Annotated in this window: 21 protein-coding genes, 1 tRNA gene and 1 riboswitch; of the genes, 8 read left to right on the top strand and 14 right to left on the bottom strand. The window is 63.5% G+C overall.

Going from position 1 to position 23,743, the window contains the following annotated elements:
- The first annotated feature begins 25 nt into the window (after positions 1-25).
- Both QP996_RS07780 and QP996_RS07775 read left to right on the top strand, forming a co-directional pair.
- Positions 26-1,234, top strand: coding sequence for a glycoside hydrolase family 3 N-terminal domain-containing protein (locus QP996_RS07780; protein ID WP_284872069.1), 1,209 nt, complete (start codon positions 26-28; stop codon positions 1,232-1,234).
- A gap of 118 nt (positions 1,235-1,352) precedes the next feature.
- Positions 1,353-3,008, top strand: a complete 1,656-nt coding sequence (locus tag QP996_RS07775; RefSeq protein ID WP_284872170.1) for a VanW family protein — start codon at positions 1,353-1,355, stop codon at positions 3,006-3,008.
- 65 nt (positions 3,009-3,073) lie between these two features.
- Here QP996_RS07775 and QP996_RS07770 read toward each other — a convergent pair whose 3' ends face one another.
- A complete protein-coding gene (locus QP996_RS07770; RefSeq protein ID WP_284872068.1) occupies positions 3,074-4,597 on the bottom strand; it encodes an HNH endonuclease signature motif containing protein in 1,524 nt (507 codons plus the stop codon).
- 149 nt (positions 4,598-4,746) lie between these two features.
- Positions 4,747-5,568: an esterase/lipase family protein gene (locus QP996_RS07765; protein WP_284872067.1), complete on the bottom strand. Its 822-nt coding sequence runs from the start codon at positions 5,566-5,568 to the stop codon at positions 4,747-4,749.
- A 79-nt stretch (positions 5,569-5,647) separates the two neighbouring features.
- Positions 5,648-5,782: riboswitch (SAM riboswitch) on the top strand.
- Between the two features lie 16 nt (positions 5,783-5,798).
- Here QP996_RS07765 and QP996_RS07760 point away from each other — a divergent pair.
- Both QP996_RS07760 and QP996_RS07755 read left to right on the top strand, forming a co-directional pair.
- Positions 5,799-6,377, top strand: a complete 579-nt coding sequence (locus tag QP996_RS07760; protein WP_284872066.1) for a hypothetical protein — start codon at positions 5,799-5,801, stop codon at positions 6,375-6,377.
- Positions 6,362-6,982: a hypothetical protein gene (locus tag QP996_RS07755; RefSeq protein ID WP_284872065.1), complete on the top strand. Its 621-nt coding sequence runs from the start codon at positions 6,362-6,364 to the stop codon at positions 6,980-6,982. The genes QP996_RS07760 and QP996_RS07755 overlap by 16 nt, the downstream gene beginning before the upstream one ends.
- Before the next feature lie 23 nt (positions 6,983-7,005).
- On the opposite strand, the gene QP996_RS07750 is transcribed toward QP996_RS07755, so the two are convergent.
- A tRNA-Gly gene (locus QP996_RS07750) sits at positions 7,006-7,076 on the bottom strand.
- A 61-nt stretch (positions 7,077-7,137) separates the two neighbouring features.
- Here QP996_RS07750 and dcd point away from each other — a divergent pair.
- Positions 7,138-7,701 (top strand): dCTP deaminase, encoded by a 564-nt coding sequence (dcd, locus tag QP996_RS07745; RefSeq protein WP_284872064.1) that lies wholly within the window; start codon positions 7,138-7,140, stop codon positions 7,699-7,701.
- A 38-nt stretch (positions 7,702-7,739) separates the two neighbouring features.
- On the opposite strand, the gene QP996_RS07740 is transcribed toward dcd, so the two are convergent.
- Complete coding sequence (locus QP996_RS07740; protein WP_284872063.1) at positions 7,740-8,951, bottom strand: Fic family protein; 1,212 nt, start codon at positions 8,949-8,951, stop codon at positions 7,740-7,742.
- Between the two features lie 190 nt (positions 8,952-9,141).
- Between QP996_RS07740 and QP996_RS07735 the strand changes: the two genes are divergently transcribed.
- From QP996_RS07735 to QP996_RS07725, 3 genes are all read left to right on the top strand, one after another.
- A complete protein-coding gene (locus QP996_RS07735; RefSeq protein ID WP_284872062.1) occupies positions 9,142-10,470 on the top strand; it encodes a UDP-glucose dehydrogenase family protein in 1,329 nt (442 codons plus the stop codon).
- An 80-nt stretch (positions 10,471-10,550) separates the two neighbouring features.
- On the top strand, positions 10,551-12,089 hold the full coding sequence (locus QP996_RS07730; protein ID WP_284872061.1) for an FMN-binding glutamate synthase family protein: 1,539 nt from the start codon (positions 10,551-10,553) through the stop codon (positions 12,087-12,089).
- Between the two features lie 398 nt (positions 12,090-12,487).
- Positions 12,488-14,017 carry an ABC-F family ATP-binding cassette domain-containing protein gene (locus tag QP996_RS07725; protein ID WP_269511501.1) on the top strand — a complete coding sequence of 510 codons (1,530 nt, stop codon included), beginning with the start codon at positions 12,488-12,490 and terminating at the stop codon, positions 14,015-14,017.
- Positions 14,018-14,020: 3 nt separating this feature from the next.
- Here the strand turns inward: QP996_RS07725 and QP996_RS07720 are convergent, their stop codons facing one another.
- The 10 genes from QP996_RS07720 to QP996_RS07675 form a co-directional block, all read right to left on the bottom strand.
- Positions 14,021-14,578, bottom strand: a complete 558-nt coding sequence (locus QP996_RS07720; RefSeq protein WP_269511498.1) for a PIN domain-containing protein — start codon at positions 14,576-14,578, stop codon at positions 14,021-14,023.
- Between the two features lie 19 nt (positions 14,579-14,597).
- Positions 14,598-14,825: a hypothetical protein gene (locus tag QP996_RS07715; protein ID WP_269511494.1), complete on the bottom strand. Its 228-nt coding sequence runs from the start codon at positions 14,823-14,825 to the stop codon at positions 14,598-14,600.
- Positions 14,826-14,863: 38 nt separating this feature from the next.
- On the bottom strand, positions 14,864-16,105 hold the full coding sequence (locus QP996_RS07710; RefSeq protein ID WP_284872059.1) for a pyridoxal phosphate-dependent aminotransferase: 1,242 nt from the start codon (positions 16,103-16,105) through the stop codon (positions 14,864-14,866).
- A gap of 21 nt (positions 16,106-16,126) precedes the next feature.
- A complete protein-coding gene (locus QP996_RS07705; protein WP_284872058.1) occupies positions 16,127-16,738 on the bottom strand; it encodes a DUF1707 SHOCT-like domain-containing protein in 612 nt (203 codons plus the stop codon).
- Positions 16,739-16,809: 71 nt separating this feature from the next.
- The gene (locus QP996_RS07700; protein ID WP_284872057.1) at positions 16,810-17,043 is read right to left on the bottom strand and encodes a hypothetical protein; all 234 of its coding nucleotides are present in this window, start codon (positions 17,041-17,043) and stop codon (positions 16,810-16,812) included.
- Positions 17,044-17,057: 14 nt separating this feature from the next.
- The gene (locus QP996_RS07695) at positions 17,058-17,981 is read right to left on the bottom strand and encodes a substrate-binding domain-containing protein (protein WP_284872055.1); all 924 of its coding nucleotides are present in this window, start codon (positions 17,979-17,981) and stop codon (positions 17,058-17,060) included.
- Positions 17,974-18,345, bottom strand: coding sequence for a hypothetical protein (locus QP996_RS07690; protein ID WP_284872053.1), 372 nt, complete (start codon positions 18,343-18,345; stop codon positions 17,974-17,976). The genes QP996_RS07695 and QP996_RS07690 overlap by 8 nt, the downstream gene beginning before the upstream one ends.
- 13 nt (positions 18,346-18,358) lie before the next feature.
- A complete protein-coding gene (locus QP996_RS07685) occupies positions 18,359-19,642 on the bottom strand; it encodes a Na/Pi symporter (protein WP_284872052.1) in 1,284 nt (427 codons plus the stop codon).
- Between the two features lie 112 nt (positions 19,643-19,754).
- Positions 19,755-21,707 (bottom strand): ABC transporter ATP-binding protein, encoded by a 1,953-nt coding sequence (locus QP996_RS07680; RefSeq protein WP_284872051.1) that lies wholly within the window; start codon positions 21,705-21,707, stop codon positions 19,755-19,757.
- Complete coding sequence (locus QP996_RS07675; protein ID WP_284872050.1) at positions 21,704-23,410, bottom strand: ABC transporter ATP-binding protein; 1,707 nt, start codon at positions 23,408-23,410, stop codon at positions 21,704-21,706. The genes QP996_RS07680 and QP996_RS07675 overlap by 4 nt, the downstream gene beginning before the upstream one ends.
- Between the last annotated feature and the right edge of the window lie 333 nt (positions 23,411-23,743).

The raw sequence follows: 23,743 nt of genomic DNA, 5'->3' as shown, positions 1-23,743 counted from the left end.
AAACAGCTGACAAGGGGACAGGTACATGCGGGCTCGGACAGGTGTGGCATTGCTCGCACTTGTGTGCCTAGCGACGTTCAGCTTCGCCGGATGCGCCGAACAGCCAGAGGACAACGCTGCTGAGGCTGCCCTGGAGACTACGGAGGTGGGCCGGGAGGACGTCGAGAAGCAAGAAGTCCCCGAGGTAGCGCCGCCTACTTCGCCCCCGGCCGCGCCCGCGCCCTTGTCGCCCGCGCAGCAGCGCGTGCCGGACGACCTGCGGCAAAAGGTCGCCTCGCTCATGGTGGTCGGCGTGGCCAACTACGACCAGGCGCGGTTCGCACTGGACCAGGGCGTCGGCGGGCTGATCATCCCCAGTTGGGCGGACCCGGCGCTGCTCACAGAGGTGGGCCGCGACATCAACGCACTGCGCGCCCAGTACCACCGCCCGTTCAGCGTCGCCATCGACTTCGAAGGCGGCCGCGTGCAACGCCACACGCAGGTGCTCGGCGAGTTCATGCCGCCGCGCGCACTCGCCGGGCAGCCGCCCGAGGTGATCCGCGGCACCGGCTACGACATCGGCCGTGCGCTTCGTGCCCACGGCATCAACGTCGACTATGCGCCACTGCTGGACCTGGATGTGACCGACCTGGACATCGTGGGCGACCGCTCTTTCCACGGCAACCCCGACGAGGTCGTGCGCGTCGCTGCGCTGTTTTCGCAGGGGCTTATCGACGCCGGGGTGACCCCGACGTTCAAGCACTTCCCCGGCCACGGGCGCGCCTCCGGGGACACGCACCACCACCTGGCCGTCACCCCGCCGCTGGACCAGATGCGCGAGCTGGACCTGCGCCCCTACGGCCCGCTGCTGGAACAGTTCCCGCGCGCCAGTGTGATGATGGGCCACATGATCGTGCCAGGCCTGGGCCCCGACGGCGTGCCAAGCTCCATGAACCCGGACACCTACCGGCTCCTGCGAACCGGCGACTACCCAGGCGGCGTGCCCTTCGAAGGCGTAGTAGTCACCGACGACCTGTCCGGCATGCGCGGCATCCTGGACTACGCCCCGACCCGCGACGCCGTCGCGAGGGCAATCGGCTCGGGGGCGGACCAGGCGCTGTGGTCCTCGGGCGCGGACCTGCCCGGCATCATCGACCACATCGTGTGGTGCGTGCACAACGGCTACATCCCAGAAGCTCGCGTGGACGAGGCCGCAACGAGGGTGCAGCAGCAGCTCATCGACGGGGGCTTGTGAGCGTCTCCCCGGCTATGAGGGATCAAAGATCTGCATTATTGTGGGGCGCGTGACTACGGTAAAGGCGACCTCGCACAGGAAGGGACGCGCAGGAACCGCCAAGGGCGGGTCTGGCGTGATGGGCCGCGGCGCCAAAATCACGCTCGGAGTGCTCCTAGGCATCCTTGCTGTGGCGCTCGCGATTTACCTGGCGGACCTGGCTACCCACCGCGGCAACGTCCCCCGCGGCACCCAGGTCGGCGGTGTGGACATCGGTGCAATGGCGCCGGACGAGGCGCGCAATAAGCTCCAGGCGGAGCTCGGCGGCGTCGCTGACAAAGCCGTTCCAGTCAAGGCTGGGGAGAAAACCACCGAATTCGTCCCCGCGAAATCCGGCCTCGGCATCGATTTCGGCGCCACTGTGGACGCCGCCGGCATCGAGACCGCTAACCCCGTCGAGCGCCTCCGCGGACTGTTCACCACCCGCGAGGTGGACGTCGTGCCGACTATCGACGACACAGCCCTGGGCGGCCAACTCGACCGCATGACCGAGGAGCTCCACGTGGACCCCGTCGACGGCACCATCCGTGTGCAGGGCGGCAAGGCTGAGACGACCGACCCGAAGCTGGGACAGGACGTGGACCGCGCCACGCTCCGCGAAGAGGTCACCACCGGCTGGCTCAACCCGGATGGGGTGGAGGTGGAGCCGACCGAGGTGCAGCCCGCCATCAATGACGACGCCATCAAGGCCGCGCTCGGCGGCCCCGTGCGTGCCGCCTTGGACGGCCCGATCACCGTCACCGGCAAGGACGGTGTCGCTGCCGCGGTGCCGCAGGAGCGCCTCGGCGAAATCGTGAAGTTCCCCGCGGTGGAAGGCCGCATCGCACCCGAGGTGAACATGGACGCGGCGCGCACCATCTTGGGCGACCAGCTCGCCGCGACCGAGGTAGAGGGCAAAAACGCCCGCGTGTTGGCCGGTGGTGGCGTCGAGCCGTCCGTGGATGGATCCGTGGTGGACTGGGACGCCACCCTAGCCGGCTTTGAAAAACGCCTGACCGGCGGCGAGCCCCGCACGTGGGACGCGGTGTACAAGGACGTGCCCGCGCAGTTCACCACCGAGCAGGCGCAGAACGCCACCTTCAACGACGTGGTCGGCTCGTTCACCACCAGCGGCTACTCGGGCGCGTCCGGCACCAACATTGCGCTGGTGGCCCAGACCGTCAACGGTGCGATTGTGAACCCGGGCGAGACCTTCTCCCTGAACGGCTACACCGGCCCGCGCGGCCCCGCGCAGGGGTACGTGGAGTCCGGCATCATCCTCAACGGGCGCGCGGACACCGCGGTCGGCGGCGGCATCTCCCAGTTCGCCACCACCTTGTACAACGCCTCCTACTTCGCCGGCATGACGGATGTGGCGCACATGCCGCACTCCTACTACATCTCCCGTTACCCGGCTGGCCGCGAAGCAACCGTGTACGAGGGGGCCATCGACCTGCAGTTCCGCAACGACAGCCCGTACCCTGTGCGCATCGCCACCAGCGTCGGCGGCGGGGAGGTCACGGTGAGCCTGATGGGTGTGAAGACGGTGACCGTCGAGTCCGTCAACGGTGGCCGGTGGGCGCAGACGCAGCCACAGCCGGTGAACGTCTCCGGCTCCAACTGTGCGCCGTCTTCGGGCGCGCCTGGTTTCACCACGTCTGACACCCGCATCATCTACGACCTCGCCGGCAACGAGCTCAGCCGGGAGACCCAGACCACGGTGTACGACCCGCAGCCGATCGTGCGCTGCGGTTAGCGGTTAGCGGTTAGCAGCCACGCACCCCACACCCGCGCGGCACCGAATGCCGCGCGTCAAAACTGTCACGCTGTGTTGCCGCCCCGGTCGGGGCCAGCCCTGGAACCATCGCCGAGATCGAATAGCGGCGGGTCGGTGGTTGTCTGGTTTGGCGGGTCGTCGAACGCTGGGTATTTCTTCCGCACCCGCCTGATAGTCCTCTGACCAGGCGATTCCTGGTACTGATGTGTCGTGGTCGGCGTCGGTGGCCCGCCGTCGGCGGGGTGATGGGTGACGTCCCAGGTGGAGGGGTCTTTCTCGAAGTGTCCTTTGCCGCCTGCGCCGTCCCTGTTGTCGTTGTTGCACATGTGGTGCTCGCGACACAGGAGGATCAGGTTTTCCAGGTCTGTGAACCCACCGTGCAGGTACGACTGGATGTGGTGGGCTTCCAGTTGCACGCCTGGTTTGGTGCATCCGGTCCAGGCGCACACCTGTTGCATGGCAAGGAGCACCAGTTTCTGTTCCACGCTGGCCAACCGCGCCCGCCCGAGGGACAGTGGTACCCCGGTGCAAGAGTCCAGCTGGAGGACAAACGAGTCGCCCGCCAGTCCGAGCCGGACCATGTCCAGAGCGGTCAAAGACACGGAAGTGTTGGTGGCGAACTCGGTGTAGGCGTCCGCGCCCATGAGGTCTTCCAACGTCAGTGTCATCACCACGGTGCCGATGCCCTTGCGCGCCACAGCCGATGAGTTCGCGTGGGTGCCAACAATGTCCATGAGTTGGTCGAACCGCCGCTGCCCGCGGGTGCGCTTGTCCTCGGCGCCGGGAGGCAGGTTCGCCCCGGGTGACTCGCCTGCGGCCAGCGCGGCCTCGAACGCGGCGCGGCTGGCTTTGTCGAAGTAGATCTGCCCCCAGGAACCGCCGTCGGAGTCCTCCTCGCTGAAGGTCATGGTGCGCTTTTTAAACGCAGCGAGCGGGTCCTTCTTGCCTTCGTAGTCCCGGCCCTTGCGGTTGGCGCGCTTGACCAGTGTGGTCACGTGCTTCCGCAGCTCCTCCGCGGACATGGTCTCCGCCGCCTCGAGCGCCTGCGCGTAGATTTCGTCGCGGCCCGGATCCGAGTGTTCGTTGAGCTGCATCAGCGCCCGTTCAATGATGCGCTTCTTCTCCGCGTTGGCCTTCGCCGCGGCCTTCCTGGCGCGCTCCTTGGCCTTGCGCGCTTCCTCCCTGCGGCGCTCCTCTTCCTCGGCCTGCTTCTTGCGTTCTTCCTCGCCCATCAGCGGATCCGACGGCGGCGTCGGCACCTCGACCTCGCCGAACATCGTCTTCGCCTGGTTGAGCAGGCTAAAGGCGTCGGCCCGCGGGAGCCCGAGCTGCTTGGTCAAATACTCCACAGGGTGGTTCGCGCCGACCAGCTTGCCCGCTCCGTCGCGCTCGCACAGGTGCGCAAACGCGATGTTCGCGTTGGACAGCAGCGGAAGCGCCGCGTGCAGCCGCTCCATCGCCTGGTGCGTGGACAAAAGGTGGAGGGATTCGGGCTGCATCATGAGTTCCTCGAGAGCTTTCAGGCTATCGACGAGCTGATCCACGTGGTGGTCAATCACCGTGGTCATGGCCGCATCCCTCCCTTCGGAAACGCACTGTCAACGAATGAACAATGCACACGCTACGACACGCTCCGACACGACCGCCATAAAACACGAACACATGTGCGAATAATACGGGATGGCCAGCAACTTTAGCCCGTCGATAAGCATCATGCTCAGTCGAAACTTGTGGGCGGCACATGGTCGCCCACCTCGCGCAGCAACCCCCACACAGTGAGGTCCGCGTAGAGCGGGTCGCGCGGCATGAGTGCGTGGTAGGGCGCGTAGCCATCGTACCACTGCCCGGAGTCGATGTTCGCCACATCCGCGCCCGGCACGGCCTCGAGCATCGATGTGGACGTCGGCGTAACCACAGTGTCCGCCGGCGAGTAGATGGAGGTGTACACGATCCCCGGCACGGTGTCGGGTCCCCTCGAAAACTTGCGCAACCAGGCGGAACCCGCGAGCTGCTGCGCCGCCCCCGGGGCAAACAGTGCGGTGAAATGCGGATGGTTCGAGGCGATCTCGCCCATCCGTCCGGCCAGTCCTCGGAAGTCGGTGCCGTGGAAGTTGCCGCCCATTGCTACCACGCGCCGTACTTTCGCCGCGCCCCCGCGCGAGATGAACAGCTTGGTCATGAGCGCGCCCTGCGAGTGGGCCACAATGTCCACCTGTTCCGCGCCGGTTTTCCGCAGCACGCGGTCCACATGTTCCTCCACATCCTCCACGATCGAATTTAGGTCGCCTGCGCCGAAAAACCCGGGCGCGATCATGTCGCCGTAGTCGTAGCCCCAGACCCAAAACCCCTGCTCTTTCAGTCTTTGTGCGTTCGATTCAAACGCCGCGGTGCGCGAGTTAATCCCGTGCACGTACATCACCGGCGTGGGGTATCGGGGTTGAAAATTCCGGTCGTTGAACGGCATCGGCGGGCGGTTTTGCAGCCCGCGCACCGCCCCGTATCCGGCCGCCAATGTCATCATCGCGCTGCTCAGTTTCATCTCTTTGAGCATATTGCTTATCGACGTCCTCCGGTCCCCACTTGCAGTAGACCAAGCGGTCTGTTATTGTCCTGGATTGGATCACGAAGTCCGACGCACCCTGCTGAAGGGAAAAGCCTCCCGGCTCGTCGGCTGGCAACCGCGCATATCGCGCACGGTGCCCCCGGGGGAAGATCCGCCGGCACGCGCAACCGCCGCGCCGGAAGTGCGATTCTCAAAGGAGATCAACCATGTCTGCTGACATGCCCGACATGTCCAACCAGTCCATCTTCGCCGACGACTGGGCGCCCGCAACCCTGGGCAACGTCAACATCAGCACCGTCACCTTCACTGTCGACGGCACCGATGACACTGTCACCGCGGAATTCCCGTCGGCAATGGAGGCCTTCGACTTTGTCGGCCGCACCGGGCCAAAGTTCGAGTACTCCGCCATCGAAGGTGCAATCCGCGACCAAAACGGCACCGTAGTCCCGCTGCCGGAGCCGCCCGCTGAGCGCATCCCGTGCGGACACGACCAGTGCGACCTGGTCGCCGACGGCCACAAAGGGCACTGGATCCCGGTGCTGCGCGCCGCCAACGGCCCCAAAGAAGACTGGCTGCCCATCACCATCATCGAACACGACGGCAACAAGCTGATCTTTTCCACCGAAGACGGCGTGTACACCTGCTACCACCACGACCCGGAGCGCCTTGCCAACGCGGTTGACTACAACCGCGAGTGGCCCGTGCTGCGCGGCGCACCTAACGGCCGCAGCTACCCGGTGAGCGTGGTGTCCTCGAAGCCGATCGGGCCTTGCAGCCACGCATAATGCTTTTCGACGACCTCCCGGACCCCACCGTCTTCCTCACCGCAACCCGCAATTTCCAAAACGGCCGTTACTTCACTGTGAACGTGGGGCAGCTCTTGCTCGCGTTTCGGTTCCCGAATTCGAAGGAGGCGCTGCAGTGCATCCGCCGCCTCGGGTTCCTTTTCGAGTATTCGCCGGGGCGCAACGCGTTTCGCAACTCCTCCGGCGAGCTGATTTCCGCACCGCCGGTGTGGGTGGCGCGGCGTTATGTCGAAGCGGACGAGTGCGAGGTGGAGGGGAACGGCCACCATGTGCTCGGCGGCGAGATATGGGACGCCACCATGCACACCGACGAGGACTGGCAGCCCGTGGAGGTCGTGCAGCAGACCGGTTTGCGTACCGTCATTGCCACACCACTTGGCGTTGACGAGGTTTTCCACCACGACCCGTGGGCAATGCAGTTCGCCGTGAAGTACTGCGTGGGGTACAACGTCATGCAGTGCAATTTTCCGGAAGAAAGCGGCATCAAGGACCCGTTCATCTCCCTCGCACGCGCGGACATGCGCCCGTGTTCGAGGCAGGTGTACGGCCCCGAGGTGCCGTGGAAAATCCGCTACTTCTTATAGCCGCGCCCCGAAAAAGAAAAGAGAGCCGGCGACGAGAATCGAACTCGCACTCTCAGCTTGGGAAGCTGATGTTCTACCACTAAACTACGCCGGCAGCTCTGACAACTTTAGCACCACGGATTCGCGGCCCAAAACAGGGAAGTACACTCTGATTCGTGTTGCTTTCAGATCACGACATCCGCGATGCCATTGACTCCGGCCACCTCGGTATCGAGCCGTTCGATGCCGAGCTCATCCAGCCGAGCTCGATCGATGTGCGCATTGACAAGTACTTCCGCGTTTTCAACAACTCGAAGTACACGCACATCGACCCGAAGCAGGAGATGCCGGATCTGACCACGCTGGTCGAGGTGCCGGACGGCGACGCGTTTGTCCTGCACCCCGGCGAGTTTGTGCTCGCTTCCACTCTGGAGTGCTTCACCCTTCCCGCGGACCTGGCCGGTCGCCTCGAGGGCAAGTCTTCGCTGGGACGTCTGGGCCTGCTCACGCACTCCACCGCAGGTTTTATCGACCCTGGCTTTTCCGGTCACATCACGCTCGAGCTGTCCAACGTGGCCAACCTGCCCATCGTGCTGTGGCCGCGTATGAAGGTCGGCCAGCTCGCGCTGTTCAACATGACCTCGCCCGCGGACACCCCGTACGGCTCCGGCAAGCTCGGCTCGAAGTACCAGGGTCAGCGCGGCCCCACCCCGTCGAAGGCGTACCTGAACTTCCAGTAGGGGCTTTTGCTTATCGACGAACCAAAGGCCCGCCCCGCTCAGTACTCTGACAAACGCAAGTATTCACGGCCCTGAGAAGTGAGTTCAAGCGTGAGCGGACGCTTGGATGCGGATTGGATTAGGCCCTCCGCCTCCAGGCGTTCTGCTACGGGGCGGACGGTGTTCCAAGAGCGCCCCATTGCTGAAACTGCTTCTTTGAGGGGGAAGGGGAGATCCGGACTAAAAAGAAATGCCTGCGCGGCTAAGAAAAGTAAGTCGCGTTCGTATTCGTCTCGATTTACCGAGGATAAAACCTCCTGCAAACTGCGTAACTGGGAATGCTTTTGATCCAGTGATGTCTCCAAGTCATTCTGAGCATCGATCAGCATCTCGAGAATGGCTTTGAGGAAGAAAGTTCCCTCCCCGTAGTTCATCGCGTTTTCCGTCTCTACGAAAGCCGCGTAGTACTTCTTCCTCTGGAGCGAGAACTGGTGTGAGAGGGACATCGAGGTCGGTGGAGAAAGGACCTCGAGGGCCTTGAATGCGAGAAGAAAGCGTCCCATACGGCCGTTACCGTCGTAAAACGGGTGAGTGTACTCAAACATGAAGTGGCCGACGAGCGCGTTGATGAGGACATGGGTTTCATCTTGTTGGGTGTCTAGGAACGTCCGCATGCGCTCTTCAATGTTGTCTTCGCCGAGGGGAGCTTTGTGAACTCCCTTCATGCCATCGTGAATCTCTACTGTTCCTGCTCGGAACAATTGCCCGTCGGGACGATCCGCTTCATCGATTTCTTTCGCAAGTAACTTGTCGTATTCAGCGCGGAGGGATGCGGGAGTCCGCGGGAACTCTGGTCGATCATTAGGGTTAAGCAGCGACTCGTAGAAGGCAACCATCTCGCGAAAACGCTTATGCGGTCCGGTTGAGGGGCGGGTTAGAGCTTCCGCAATTTCTTTACGGGTCGAATGCACGCCCTCAATCTGATTGGTCGCTTTGATTTCCTCAATGAGCAGGCCAGTCAGGTAGTGGCTACCTGCTACGCCTGGGAGCGTGGACCACTTGTGGGAAATTCGGAGCTCCGTCCTCCAGACCTGCTCCAGAAGCGACTGAATCTCCGCAGTTAGTACCGCGAAAAGTTGATGTTTGCCTACTGTGAAGTCCCAATGAAGCGCAGCTGGGGATGAAAATCGGGAGATGTACTCCGCCTCTGCAGCCCGTTGGCCGTCTGGGGATTTGTGAAACACTGTCTTCAGGTTTTTGTAGTTGTTCATTTCCAGAGCGTCCTTTACGGGTCAGAATCTTCAATTCTGGAATTTTAGCGAAATCTCCATCTATCTATTTTGCAAAAAATACGATTTTGAAAAATAGATCCCGCGAGGAGCATATGAATTTCCGCTGCTACGAATATGCACACATTGCTCGCCCTGCCGACCTCGCCACTCCACGGCATAATGGCCTCTTATGCGGATGACTGTGATTGGCACTGGTTACCTCGGGGCGACGCACGCGGCGTGCATGGCTGAACTCGGCCACGAGGTGCTGGGCGTAGACGTTGATGAAACCAAAATCGAGGCGCTGAAGAACTCCAAGGTGCCGTTTTACGAGCCGGGCCTTCCCGAGGTTCTGGAGCGCAACATCGAGGCAGGGCGCCTGAGCTTTACGACGAGCTACGCCGAGGCCGCCGCCTTCGGCAATGTGCACTTCATCGGGGTGGGCACCCCGCAGCAGCGCGGCTCCTACGCGGCGGATACCCGCTACGTCGAGGCCGTCATCGACGATCTGGTGCCCCAGCTCGAGGGCGAGCACCTGATCCTGGGCAAGTCCACCGTCCCGGTCGGCACCGCCGCTGCCCTGCAGCAGCGCGCCGACAAACTCGCCGCCGAGCACGGCAACAAAGCCCAAGTTGAAATCGCCTGGAACCCGGAGTTTCTCCGCGAAGGCTACGCGGTGAAGGACACCATCGAGCCGGACCGGATCGTGTTGGGCCACCGCGCCGAAAATTCCCGCGCGGAGGAGATCGCCCGCGAGGTCTACGCCACCCCGCTGGAAAACGACACCCCGTTTATCGTGACGGATCTGCAGACCGCGGAGCTGGTGAAAGTCTCCGCCAACGCTTTCCTCGCCACGAAGATCTCATTCATCAACGCCGTGTCCGAGGTCTGCGAGAACGTCGGCGCGGACGTGACCCAGCTGGCGGACGCCATCGGCTACGACGACCGCATCGGCCGCAAATTCCTCGGCGCAGGCCTGGGCTTCGGCGGCGGGTGCCTGCCCAAGGACATCCGCGCCTTCATGGCCCGCGCCGGCGAGGTCGGCGCCGACCAGGCACTGACCTTCCTGCGTGAGGTGGATGCGATCAACATGCGTCGCCGCCAGCGCGTGATCGACCTGGCCCGCGAGGAGCTCGGCAGTGTGATCGGCCGCAACATCACCGTGCTCGGTGCGGCGTTCAAGCCGAACTCGGACGACGTGCGCGACTCGCCCGCACTCGCCGTGGCTGGCCAGCTCTCGCTCGCCGGCGCGAGCGTGCGTGTCTACGACCCGCAGGGCATGGACAACGCCCGCAAGGTCTTCCCCACCCTCGACTACGCCACCAGCCTCGAGGATGCACTGCGCGGCGCCGAGCTGGTCATCCTCGCCACCGAATGGCAGGAGTTCAAGGAGATGGATCCACAGTGGGCGGCGGAGCTCGTCGACAAGCAACTGCTCATCGACGGAAGAAACGTCCTCAACGTCACCGACTGGCAAAACGCTGGCTGGCAGATTCGCGCCCTGGGGCGGAGCCTCTAGTTTCGTAGTACCTAATTCGGGCATACCTGCAGGGTGTGCCCGTCTTAGTATTTCTGGCTGGGTGGGGCATGATAGTCCGCATGTCCAAGGAGAAGTCAGGAAAGTTTGCCAAGGGCGCCCTGGGCGCTGCCGCCGCGGCGCTGGGTGGCGTCGCCATCCACGACCTCACACAAACCAGGTACCCGATCCTGCGCAACTACCCCGTTTTGGGGCACATGCGCTACCTGCTCACGGACATCGGTCCGGAGCTGCGCCAGTACTTCATCGAGCGCGATTGGGACGGCCGCCCCTTCAACCGCGATCAGCGCAACGCCATCTACGAGCGCGCGAAGGGCAAGCAGAGCGAGACGTCGTTCGGCACCGTCCAGGACGTCTACGACTCCAACCACGAGCACCTCGTGCACTCCATCGCCCCAGTGGAGGAGCCGGCCGAGCCGCCGCGCGCGCTCGTGGGCGGCAAGGACTGCACTAAGCCGTACTCCATCTCCATGCTGAACGTGTCCTCCATGAGCTTCGGCTCCCTGTCCAAGAACGCCGTGCGCTCCCTGAACAAGGGGGCAGCCATGGGTGGGTTCGCCCACAACACCGGCGAGGGCGGCATCTCCCCGTACCACCAGGAAAACGGCGGCGATCTGGTCTGGCAGATGGGCACCGGCTACTTCGGCGCCCGCACCGAGGACGGCGACTTCGACCCGGCGAAGTTCCGCGACAAGGCCCAGGACGACCAGGTCAAGATGGTGGAGCTGAAGCTCAGCCAGGGTGCCAAGCCCGGCATCGGCGGCGTGCTGCCGGCGGACAAGATCACCAAGGAAGTCTCCGAGATCCGCGGCGTGCCCATGGGCGTGGACTGCATTAGCCCGGCCGCGCACCGCGTGTTCAGCACCCCGGTCGAGCTCATCGAGTTCATTGCCGAGATGCGCGAGCTTTCCGGTGGCAAGCCGGCGGGGTTCAAGATGTGCGTCAGCAGCCGTCGAGAAGTGCTCGCCATCTGCAAGGCCATCCGCGCAGTCGGCACCGCGCCCGATTTCATCGTGGTGGACGGCTCCGAAGGCGGCACCGGTGCCGCGCCCATCGACTTCGAGGACCACATGGGCATGCCGCTGACCCACGGCCTGATGCTGATGCACAACGCGCTCGTGGGCACCGGGCTCCGCGACCAGATCAAGATCGGCGCCTCCGGCAAAGTCGCGGGCGGCTCCGACATTGTCATGCGCATGATCCAGGGCGCGGACTACACCAACTCCGCCCGCGCCATGATGATGGCCACCGGCTGCATCCAGGCCCAGCGCTGCCACACCGGCGAGTGCCCCACTGGCGTGGCCACCCAGGACCCGCGCCGCAACCGCGCGATCGTGGTGGAGGACAAGTCCAAGGCGGTCTACAACTTCCAGAAGACCACCGTCAACACCGCTGTGCGCCTCATGGCGTCCATGGGTGTCTCTGACCCGTCCGAGCTCACCCCGCACATGCTGCGCCGCAGCGTCTCGCCGACCGAGTCGCGCTCCTACGCCTCCATCTACGAGTGGCTGCGCCCGGGGCAACTGCTTGAAGACGCCCCTTCGATCTGGGCCCCCGACTGGAAAGCCGCCTCCCCGGACACCTTCCGCCCGGTGGCGTAGCTTCCGTCTCGCGGGCCTGGGGTGGGCTGGCTGGCCAGCTCCCAGGGCCCAGCTCCAACCAGGTTCAACCGGCCCCACTCAGCCCCAACTCGCGGATCTGCTAGTTCGCCATTTAAGAGTTCACAGCGCAACTAGCAGATCAGCCTGATATCGACACCGCGTTTCAATATCACCTGGGGAAACGTAAAGTTGGACGTTTGATCTGCTAGTTTGCTCGGGAGACAGCCACCGCCGAACTAGCAGATCAGCGTCTTGTCAGGTCACTTACTGGACGCAAAGTGCTTGACCCGCACACTGGCTCAGCGTAGTTTCTAACAAGATTGCGTCCCCGAGGGAAGGAGTAGGCAGTGCTCACGTTCCGTGTTTCCGCATAACACGAACCAGAAAGACGTATGAGCATGCCTATTTCCCTGAACAACATTTCTCTCGAGTGGCCCAATGGAACCACGTGCTTTGAAGGCCTGAACGCCGTATTTGATAGTCGGCTTACCGGGTTAATCGGCGACAATGGATCCGGTAAATCCTCTCTGATCAAGATCATCCTCGGTCAGCTCGAACCGACGAGTGGATCGGTGGAACGCCCCACGAATATCGCGTACTTACCGCAGGACCTCACGCTGCGGGCGGACGACACCGTGGCTGATGTTTTCGGCGCTACTGAGACTCTCAACGCAATTGCATCCGTCGAGGCCGGAGAGTTCGACCCCCAGCTTTTCGAAACTATCGGTGACCGTTGGGATATCGCCGCAGAGATCACCGCCACCCTGTCCGCGCACGGCCTCGACCTGCCTTTGGGTAGAACCCTGAATACGCTTTCCGGCGGTGAAACAGTCCGGGTAGCGTTGGCCGCTTTGTTCTCCGGCAACCCCGATTTCGTCGTCTTGGATGAGCCAACCAACAACCTCGACCACCACGCGAAAGAGCAGCTCATACGGGAGCTGGAGGCGGCGTCGGTACCTGTGCTCGTCGCTAGTCATGACCGCGACTTGCTGCAGAGCGCCACCGAAATTGCCGAGCTGCATGACGGCCAGCTGCGTTTGTTCCCCGGGAACTTTTCCGCCTACAAGGAGACGCTCGCGCAAGAGCAGGAATCAGCGATACGCGGGGTTAGGGACGCAAAAGCGAATCACCGCAAGCAGGTCAAGGAGCGGGAAGCGATGCAGACACGTATCGATCGCGATGCGCGCCGTGGAAAGAAGTTCGCCGCTTCGAAGCGCAAGCCCGGCATGGCGATGGGCTTGGACAAGGACAGGTCTGAAAAGACTGCGGCGAGACGGGGGTCGGCCCACGCAGGAGCGGTGGAGGGCGCGCTCGCCGCGTACAACAAAGCCCAGGAAAAGGTCCGTAATGATCAAGTTGTCTTTATCGATTTGCCCGGCACTGAGCTTCCAAATGGTACGCGGGTCCTGGACATTCCTGGACTGACAGTTGTAGGGCCCGAGCGGGTGCGCATCACCGGTCCTAACGGAAGCGGCAAGACCACGCTGCTCAACTCCATCGTGAGTGGGCAGGCAGGCTACGTCATCGACGACGTGGGCTACCTTCGCCAGCGCATAACGCTAAAACCGGAGCTGACGGTGCTGGAGCTGGTGACACAAACCAACCTCGAAGCAGAGCCGCAGTACATTCGCGACCAGCTTGCGCAGCTGCTATTCCAGAACGACACCGTGTACGCCCCCGTTGGCACGCTGTCCGGCGGGGAGCGATTCCGCGTCGAGATTGCCCGGATTCTTCTCGCTCACCCGGCTCCGAAGTTATTGCTTCTCGACGAGCCCACCAACAATATCGACATTTCCACAGTGGACTGGCTCGTCTCCGCACTGGACAGCTACGCCGGCTCGATCGTCCTGGTCAGCCATGACGAGGACTTCTGTGCGCGAATAGGGCTCACCCGCGAAGTCGCCATCGAGACCCTGCAGTGCAGTTGACTGTTATGGGCGTACGAACCTTCGAACCTTGGCTGCAGTGAAAGGGTCCGTAGCTTTTTCAAGTTGGTTGAGTACTGTCTCCTCATCTTTCGAAGCGGAGAGTTCGACGCAGAGAGAGTGTGCTTCACGAAATTCGCTTGGGAAGTCCGTCAGAAGACGGGTGATCATCGCTGAGGGCTGAACGAGATCGATGCCTTGGCGGCCCATCCATTCAGCAGGAAAATCCCTCGTGTTGTCGGTGAGCAAAATGTCCGCTCCGGCGCAAAGCGCAGCTGCGAGTACGTGGCGGTCTTTCGGGTGGACATCCACGTTGCGGGGGACCACGTCTTCTGACACGGGGAGTTTGAGTTTTGCGTCTGGGAGAAACTCGTTCATGAGCTCTTCAAGACGGCGAGTGGAGAATTCATCGAGGCCGATGGAGGCACGGAGGTTACGTGACATCTCATCCAGAACTTCTTGGCTCCAGCGAATCTCCAGCGCACCTGTATGTGCGCTGTAGAGAAAGCAGTCTCTGAGGACACGAGAGAAGAGAATGTTGGCGTCGACGAAGGTGACCGGCACGCTTCGTCGCAGGATCCCGCTACTCGGTGAACCCGATTTCATTGGAGAAATCCGCAAGCCTTCGAGCTACACGCTGTCGACGCTCGAATTCTGAATCCGCACTCTCCAGCACACGCAGAATCGTTTCCGCTTGGCGATGGGAAAGAACAACCTTCGCCGATGATGATTGCGCTGCTTCGCGCATCGCCTGACGGAGGGTTCGCGCGTTATCGCGGAACGCCTCCCTCGGGACGGGCACAGATGTCATATGCGCAGGATACCTGGTCGAAGCCCCCGCTGGAACCCCTAGTGCTGGTGGTAGTCCACCAGGAAGTTGCCCAGGCGCTCAATGGCGTTTTCCAACTGCGACGCCCACGGCAGGGTGACCACGCGGAAGTGGTCCGGGGTGGGGTAGTTGAAGCCGGTGCCCTGGACCATCAGGATCTTCTCGGACTTGAGCAGGTCCAGCATGAACCTCTCGTCGTCGTGGATGTTGTACATCTCCGCGTCAATCTTGGGGAAGCAGTACAGCGCACCCTTCGGTTCCACCACGGAGATACCCGGGATCTCGCGGAGCTTCCGCACTGCGACGTTGCGCTGCTTGTGTAGGCGCCCGCCCTCGGCGGTGAGTTCGTAGATGGACTGTCGGCCGCCCAGCGCGACCTGGATGGCGTGCTGTCCGGGCACGTTCGCGCACAACCGGGTGCCCGAGAGCAGGTCGAGGCCCTCGATGAAGCCGGCAGCGCGGCGCTTCGAGCCCGTGATCACCATCCAGCCGGCGCGGTAGCCGCACACCCGGTAGGCCTTGGACAGGCCGTTGAAGGTGATGCACACAAGATCCGGGGCGATTTCTGCCATGGAGGTGTGCGAAGCGCCGTCGTAAAGTACGCGATCGTAGATCTCGTCGGCAAGCACCATGAGCTCGTGCTCGCGGGCGATGTCGGCGATGCCTTCGAGCACTTCGCGCGAGTACACGGCGCCGGTGGGGTTGTTGGGGTTGATCACCACGATGGCTTTGGTGCGGTCGGTGACCTTGGAACGGATGTCCTCGAGCGAGGGGTTCCAGTCGTCCTCTTCGTCGCACATGTAGTGCACGACCTTGCCGCCGGCGAGCGTGGACGCGGCGGTCCACAGCGGGTAGTCCGGGGCGGGGATGAGGATCTCGTCGCCGTCGTTGAGCAGCGCCTGGGTGGTCATGCTGATCAGCTCGGACACGCCGTTGCCCAGGTAGACGTCGTCGATGTCGAAGGGCGGAAAGCCGTCGATCATCTCGTAGCGCGTGACCACTGCGCGCCGCGCCGAGGTGATGCCTTTGGAGGTGGTGTAGCCCTGTGAGGTGGGCAGGTTGGCGATCATGTCGCGCATGATCACGTCCGGCGCCTCAAAGCCGAATACGGCGGGGTTGCCGGTGTTGAGCTTCAAAATGGTGTGGCCGTCGCGCTCCATCTTCTCCGCGGTCGCGGTCACGGGCCCGCGGATGTCGTAGAAGACGTTTTTCAGCTTGTCCGCTTGGTCGAAATGGCGGTGCTTTTGCAGTGGCTCACTCATGCCACTCCACTGTAGGCCTCTTTACTGTTTGCGGAAGCGGTTTATCGTGTTTTGTGCGACATCGAGCGCGTCGGAGGTCAGCTGGTTGATCTGGTCTTTGCGCTGCACCCGCATCATGGCCTGCTGGTGCGCCTTGGCGGATTCGATCTCCAGCTGGCGGCGTTTGATTTCCTGGCGGCGCTGCTGCTCCAGCTGCCGCAGGGTGGGGGTGTACCAGGAGTCCGGGCCCACCTTCATGACGTACAGCAGGATGAACAGGGTGGGGATGAGCAGCAGGAAGACTGGTTGGTGCGAAAGCCCAATCAGCCCGAACGCGCCCACCGTGCCCAGCCAGAACACGCCCGCGCGCATGCGCTTGCCGGAGCGCCGTGCCTGCATGATCTCGCGGCCGCTGTAAAACACGTCGCCTGGGTGCACTTCTTGCCTATCGACGGCACCCCCGGCCTGCTGCGGAGGCAGGTCCCCCAGAATCGGCTCCAGGTCGGAGTGGACCTGCGCCTCGGCAACTTGCCGGCACCGGTCGTCGAACTCGGCCATGTTCAGGCGGCCTTCGCCAAGCGCGCGACCGAGGGTGTCCATGGCGTCCATGCGCTCTTGGTCGCCGATTCTGAAGTTGCCGTATGGGGTGCTCACGCCGCATATAGTAACGCCCCAGACGGCTGTCGTGCACGTCCAGGGCGGTGGTGGAAGCTGGGGCTGGGAGGCTAGCGCTCGTCCTCGCGGACCTCCTCGCGGTCCGCTTCGCGCGGCAGGTTGCCGTCGTTCCAGCGGGTGTTTTCCTCGTGGCTATCGGCTTCCTCGACGGTGCGTACGCCCTCGCCCAGCGGCAGGGTGTCCATGTTCTGGTTCGCAGCATTCGCGCCGTCCTGGCCGTCTTGGCCAGCGGCGGTCTTCTCAGTCTCGATGTTGGTGTACAGGCCTTCGTTTTCGGTAGTCATGCGTCTGATCCTACTTACTGCCAGCGCCCGTCGGCACCGGTTTGGCGGTCCTCGTAGCGTTGCTTGGAGTTGTCGTACTCTTCTTCCGGCAGCTGGTAGAAGTACACGCGCGGCAGCACGGCCTCGACCTTGTCCAGGTAGGTGGTGACGAACTCGTTGACGTCCTCGCGCTTGGTGGAGTCCTCGTTGACGTAGATGAACAGCGGGCGCGACAGCGGGTAGTTGCCGTTTTTGGTCTCCTCCGCTGTCGGTGCGACGCCGTCTACAAGCACGTTGTCGATGCGGTTGCGGGTTGGGTCCTCGGTGGCCAGGTAGTTGCCGATGCCCATGAAGCTCAGGCCGTTGACGTCCTCGGAGACCCACTTGGACAGCTCCTGGATGTCGTCGGTGGCCTGGTAGTCCTCGCGGATCTCGTCGCCGCCGAGCACAAGCTGCTCGAACACGCCGAGGGTGCCGGAGCCTTCCGGGCGGCCGTAGAGCGTGATCTCCTCGTCCGGCCAGGACGGGTCGATGTCGGACCACTTGGTCACGGCGGAGTCCTTCGCCCAGATGTCGTGCAGCTGCTGGACAGTCAGGTCCTGGGCCCAGTCGTTGTCGCGGTGCTTGACCAGCGTGATGGCGTCCAAAGCGATGGGCAGCTCGATGAAGTCCACGCCGGCGTCGGCGCACGCCTTTTGGTAGTCAGCCGGGATGGACACAGATGCGTCGTTGATGTCGGCGTCCCCGGCGCAGAACACGTCGAAGCCGTCGGTGGAGCCGACCGCGTCGATGTCCGCGTTGAAGTCGTAGCGGTTGGCCATGTAGCTGGTGATCGGCTCGACGGTGGAGGAGCCGGTGACGCGGATGGCGTCGCCGTCCGGGGTATTTTCGGACCCGCAGCCGACGGCCAGCGCAGCGACGGCAGCCAAAGCAGCAGTGGCAGTGAGTCGCTTAAGCATTACCCTTGCCTTCCCGCATCTCGGAGCGCAGCTCTCGCAGCAGCTTGAACAGGTTGCTCCAGGAGCCCTTGGAGTTTGCCCAGTACTCGGGGAAGTTCTTCAGCTCTTCCTCCTGCTCCGGGGTGACGTTCGGGTTGTTCTTGCGGTGGGCGCGGGCCTGTTCGCCCTCCAGCTTGTCGCGGTTGCCCATGCGGGCCTCAAGCTCGTTGCGCAGCTCGTCTGCGGTTTCCTCCAGCTCTTGCAGCAGCGCGTGCAACTCGGCGTCGGGGGCTTCGCGGTTGATCAGGTCCTGCGCCAGCGGGGTCAGGTCGGGGGTCTCGCCCGGGGTGTTTCCAGGGTTGGTCGGGTTCTCGGGAGTAGTCATTGTGGGGGGCTCCTTAGGAGAGTGCGTTGGAGATGAACACGGCCAGAATCGGGAGGATGAAGAACACGCCGCCGATCCATGCGAAGACGTAGAGCTTGTTCTTCGTTGCCATGGCTGCGAGCCAGTCGGAGCCCATCGGCGGGAGCTTGCGCAAGAACGGCACGCTCAGGATCAGGATTGCGGCGAAGGTGTTGAACAGGGTGTGCACCAGCGCACCCGCCATCGCGGCTTCGGCTTCGGCACCGGAGGCGGAGAACGCGGCGATCAGGCCGGTGACGGTGGTGCCGATGTTGGCGCCGACCACGAATGGGAACAGCGTGCGCACCTTGAACTTGCCGGAGGCGGCCAGCGGCACGGTCAGCGCGGTGGTGGTGGAGGAGGACTGCACCAGGGTGGTGATGGCGGCACCGGAGAGCACGCCCACAAAGGCGTTCTTGCCCAGCGCGGCGTAGAGGATGTCCTGGGCCTTGCCCACCAGCAGGGCGTTGAGAATGTTGCCGATGAACTGGATGGAAAACAGGATCAGCACAATGCCGAGCACGGCCAGGACCACGCCGCCCCAGACGTCGCCGAGCGGCTCGACCAGGCTGCCGGCGAGGCCGACCAGCGGCTCGGTGATCATGTCGATGAAGTCGCCGATGGACTCGAAGATGCCGGAGACCACGCCCTCGCCGGAGCCGGACAGCGACGGCGCAATCGCCGTCGCGGTCTTGCCCAAGAAACCGGTGAACATTTCCAGCGTGAAGAAGATCAGGATGGCGATGAGGTTGAAGAAGTCGTGCACGGTGGCCATGGAGAAGCCCTGCTGGAACTGCTTCTTGTTGCCGGCCAGACCGAGCGCCACCAGGGTGGAGGTCACGGAGGTACCCATGTTCGCGCCGAAGAGCATCGGGATCGCGATGTTCAGCGGCAGGCCGCCGGCGATCATGCCCACCACGATCGAGGTGGTGGTGGAGGAGGACTGGATGATCGCGGTGGCCACGATGCCGATGGCCAGGCCCACAAACGGGTTCTCGGCGAAGGAAAACAGTTCCTCCGCGCGGTCGCCGGCGATGCCCTTGAAGCCGTCGCCGATCATGCCCACGCCGTTGAGCAGGATCCAGATGCCGATGATCACGGCGATCCAGTTGGCGATCTCCTTGGCCTTGCCGTCGAGCGGGAGGAAGCCGAGTGGGTCCTTGCGCTCGCTGTCGTCGTCGACGTCGAGGTCCTCGAGGTTCTTGTTCTCGTCTTCTTCGGTGCGGCCGGTGTTGTCGGCCGTGGCGACGGTAGATCCGCCGGTTTCTTCACGTTTCATGGTTTCCCAATCAGTCAGCTGACATAGGTTCGCCCGCCAGCGTATGGCCGCCGCGTTAATGGAACGGTGTCCGCAAGGTGAACATTTGGGAAACGTGTGAATTCGCTGTGGGTTACTCGCTGAACTGGGATTGGTGCAGGCGCCAGTACGCACCTTGCTTTGCGACGAGCTCCGCATGCGAACCTTGCTCCACAATCTGCCCGTTTTCCATCACCACGATCACGTCCGCGTCGCGGATGGTGGACAGGCGGTGTGCAATGACGAAGGAGGTGCGGTTGGACCGCAGCGCGTTCATGGCCTGCTGCACCATGACCTCGGTGCGGGTATCCACCGACGAGGTCGCCTCGTCCAGGATCAAAAGCGCCGGCTGCGACAAAAACGCGCGCGCGATGGTGATCAGCTGGCGCTCGCCGGCGGAGACGGACCCGCCGTCCTGGTCCACTTCGGTGTCGTAGCCGTCCGGCAGCGAGCGCACGAAGCGGTCCACGTAGGTGGCCTTCGCCGCCTCGATGACCTCCTCGTCGGTGGCGTCCAAGCGCCCGTAGCGGATGTTGTCCATGATCGTGCCCTTGAACAGCACCGCGTCTTGCAGCACCATGCCGATCTGGCCGCGCAGGTCCTCCCGGGAGTACTCCCGGATGTCCGTGCCGTCGAGGGTGATCGCGCCGGCATCGACGTCGTAGAAGCGCATGATCAGGTTCACCAGCGTGGTCTTGCCGGCGCCGGTGGGGCCGACGATCGCGGCGGTCTGGCCCGGCTCCACCCGCAGGTTCAGGTCCTGAATCAAAGGCTCGTCCGTGTAGGAGAAGGACACATCCCTGAACTCCACCAGGCCCTCGGCGCGGCCGTCCATGCGGGCCTGGGAGCTGTCTGCGGGTTCTACTTCAGCGTCGAGAAGCTCGAAGACTCGCTCCGCGGAAGCGACACCGGATTGGAGCATCTGCATCATGCCGGCGATCTCGCCGAGCGGCTGGTTGAACTGGCGGGAGTACTGGATAAACGCGGTGGCGTCGCCGAGCGTGAGCTTGCCGGAGGCGACCTTCACGCCGCCGAGCACCGCGATGGCCACGTACGACAGGTACGAGATGAACTGCATGGTCGGGTGCATCGAGTTGGCTAAAAACTGTGCCTTTTGCGCCGCGCCCGCGAGCTCGTTGTTGCGCTCGTCGAAGGTGCGGCGCAGCTCGTCGGTGCGGCCGAAGATGACGGCTACGTCGTGGCCGGAGAAGGATTCCTCCACGTGCCCGTTCACGTCGCCCGTGGCCTTCCACTGGGTGGTGAACTGTTTCTGGCTGCGGGTGCCCACCAAACCCATGACCAGGCCCGTTAGCGGGATGGCCAGCAGCGCCACCAGGGCCAGCTGCCAGGAGATGGCGAACATCATCACCAGGATGCCCACCACCGTCAGGATCGCGTTGAACAGCGAGGACAGGGACTGCTGCAGGGCTTGCTGCACGTTGTCCACGTCGTTGGTGGTGCGGCTCATCACGTCGCCGCGCTGGCGGGTGTCAAAGTAGCGCAGCGGCAGGGAGTTGATCTTCGCCTCCACCCGCTCGCGCAGGTTGAACACCGCGCGCATGGTCAGCCTGTTCAAAATCGCGCCCTGCGCCCACATCAGCAGCGACGCCGCGAAGTAGAGCACCAGGACCGCAACGATGAGCTGGCCAAGCCGGTCGAAGTCGATGCCGCTACCGGGGGTGAGCTCCATCGCCGAGGCCATATCAGCGAAGCGGTCCTGGCCCGCGGCGCGCAGCCCCTCCACCGCCTGCTCCTTGGTGGTGCCCGGCGGCATGTGCTTGGACATCACGCCGGAGAAGATCACGTCCATGGCCCGGCCCATCACGCGCGGGGCGTACACGGCCAGCACCACGGACACGGCATTCATGGCAAACACCGCCGTCAGCGCCAGCTTGTACGGGGCGAGCAACCCCAGCAGGCGCTTCGCGGACGGCCAGAACTGCTTGGCCTTGCGCGGCGCCTTGTTGGAGTAGTCGTCGCCGGCCATCTTCTCTTCGTACTCGGCGAGCTGGTCGTCTGTCAGCTCGGATCCGTGCTGGTTGCTCATGCGTCCACCTCCGCCTGGCTCGCCGCGATCTCCCGGTACGTCTCGCTGGTCTCCAGCAGCTCGTCGTGCGTGCCGCGCGCGACGATGCGCCCAGCCTCCATCACCAGAATTTGGTCCGCGTGTCTGATCGAGGACACCTTCTGCGCTACCACGATCACGGTGCGGTCCTGCACGATCTCGCGCATCGCCGCGTTCAGGTTCGCCTCGGTGGTCGCGTCCAGCGCGCTGAACGAGTCGTCGAAGACGTACACCTTCGGATCCGCCACGAACATCCGCGCGATGCACAGGCGCTGGCGCTGCCCGCCGGAGACGTTGGTGCCGCCCTGGGCAATCGGCATGTCCAGATCGTCCACGAACCCGGCTTGCGCGACGCGCAGCGCCGCCCACAGCTGCTCGTCTGTGGCATCGGGGTTGCCCATGCGCAGGTTCGACGCCACGGTGCCGGAGAACAGCCACGGCTTCTGCGGCACCATCGCGACGGCCTTGACCAGGTCTTGGCGCGGGATGTGGGTGACCGGATGGCCGTCGATAAGCACGCGCCCCGAAGTCGGCGAGTACAGCCGGGGCAGCAGCCCCGCGAGTGTGGTCTTGCCGCTGCCCGTCGAGCCGATGATCGCCGTCTTGGTCCCCGGGCGGGCCTCGAACGAAATGCCCTCAAGCACCGGCTTCTCCGCGCCCGGGTAGGTGTAGGAGACGTCCTCGAAGCGCACGGAGCCTTCGCCTATCGACGCCCCTTCGGCCACCGACGCCTTCACCTCATGCCCGAGCACCTCCTCGATGCGATCCGCGCAGACAATGGCGCGCGGCAGTATCATCAGCATGAACACGCCCATCATCACCGCCATGAGAATCTGCATCAGGTATTGCATGAACGCGGTGAGCGAGCCGACCTCCACCAGGCCCTCGTCCACGCGGTGCCCGCCGAACCACAGCACCGCGGCCGTGGCCAGGTTCAGAATGAGCATGATCACCGGGAACATGGTCACGAACACCCGGCCGATGTTCAGGCTCAGCCTGGTGATGTCGTGGTTCGCTTCGGTGAAACGCTCGGCCTCGTAGTCCTCGCGGCCGAACGCGCGCACCACGCGGATGCCCGCGATCTGCTCGCGCAACAGGCCGTTGATCGCGTCCAGCTTCTTCTGCATGCGCTTGAACAGCGGCATCAGGATCGCGGCGGTGATCCCCACCACGACGGCCAGGACGAGCACCGCCGTGACCACGAGCCACGACATGCCCGCGTCCTGGCGCAGCGCCATGATGATGCCGCCGATGGCCATAATGGGTGCTGCGACCATGAAGTTCATGAACAACAGGAACGTCATCTGCACCTGCTGGACGTCGTTCGTGCCGCGCGTGACCAGCGTGGCGGCGCCGAAGTGCGCCATCTCCTCGCTATCGAAATCGGACACCCGGTTGTACACGGCTGCCCTGATGTCGCGGCCGATGTTCATGGCCACCTGGGAGGCGAACCACACCGCCGCGATCGCCGCCGCGATCTGCACCAGCGCCACCACCAGCATGGTGCGGCCGGTGCGCCAGATGTACGGCACGTCCGCCTGGGCGACGCCGTTGTTGATGATGTCCGCGTTCAGGTCCGGCAGGTACAGCGTGGCCAGGGTGGTGACCAGCTGCAGCGCGATGACCAGCGCGATCTTGCCGCTGTACCGCCTGCCGAAGCGTGCGGTGAGGCGGATGAGATCCATGAGTGCCCCTCTCTTTTTGTCCGGGGCAATCCTAGACCGGTGGGATTGGGCCGCGAGCCGGTGCGCTCGTGGTGTCCTATATTTGCGCTATCTGTGCCTGGGCACCATTAAATCTCGGATCTGCTAGTTCGGCCGCCGCGAAGCCGCACGCGAACTAGCAGACCAGAACGGTATTGGAAACTGTTTCCAACATCACCTGTGGGAACGCAAATTTGGACGCGTGATCTGCTAGTTCGCCAGGTCGAACAACTAGCAGTGTCATGTCTTGACACTTTTTGGACATGGAGTCTGGTGAGTTTTTGGACGTGGAGTCTGGTCACTTATTGGACATCA

This window comes from Corynebacterium sp. MSK008, from assembly GCF_030232585.1.
Lineage (GTDB): Bacteria > Actinomycetota > Actinomycetes > Mycobacteriales > Mycobacteriaceae > Corynebacterium.
This window is presented reverse-complemented; position numbering and strand designations above follow the sequence as displayed.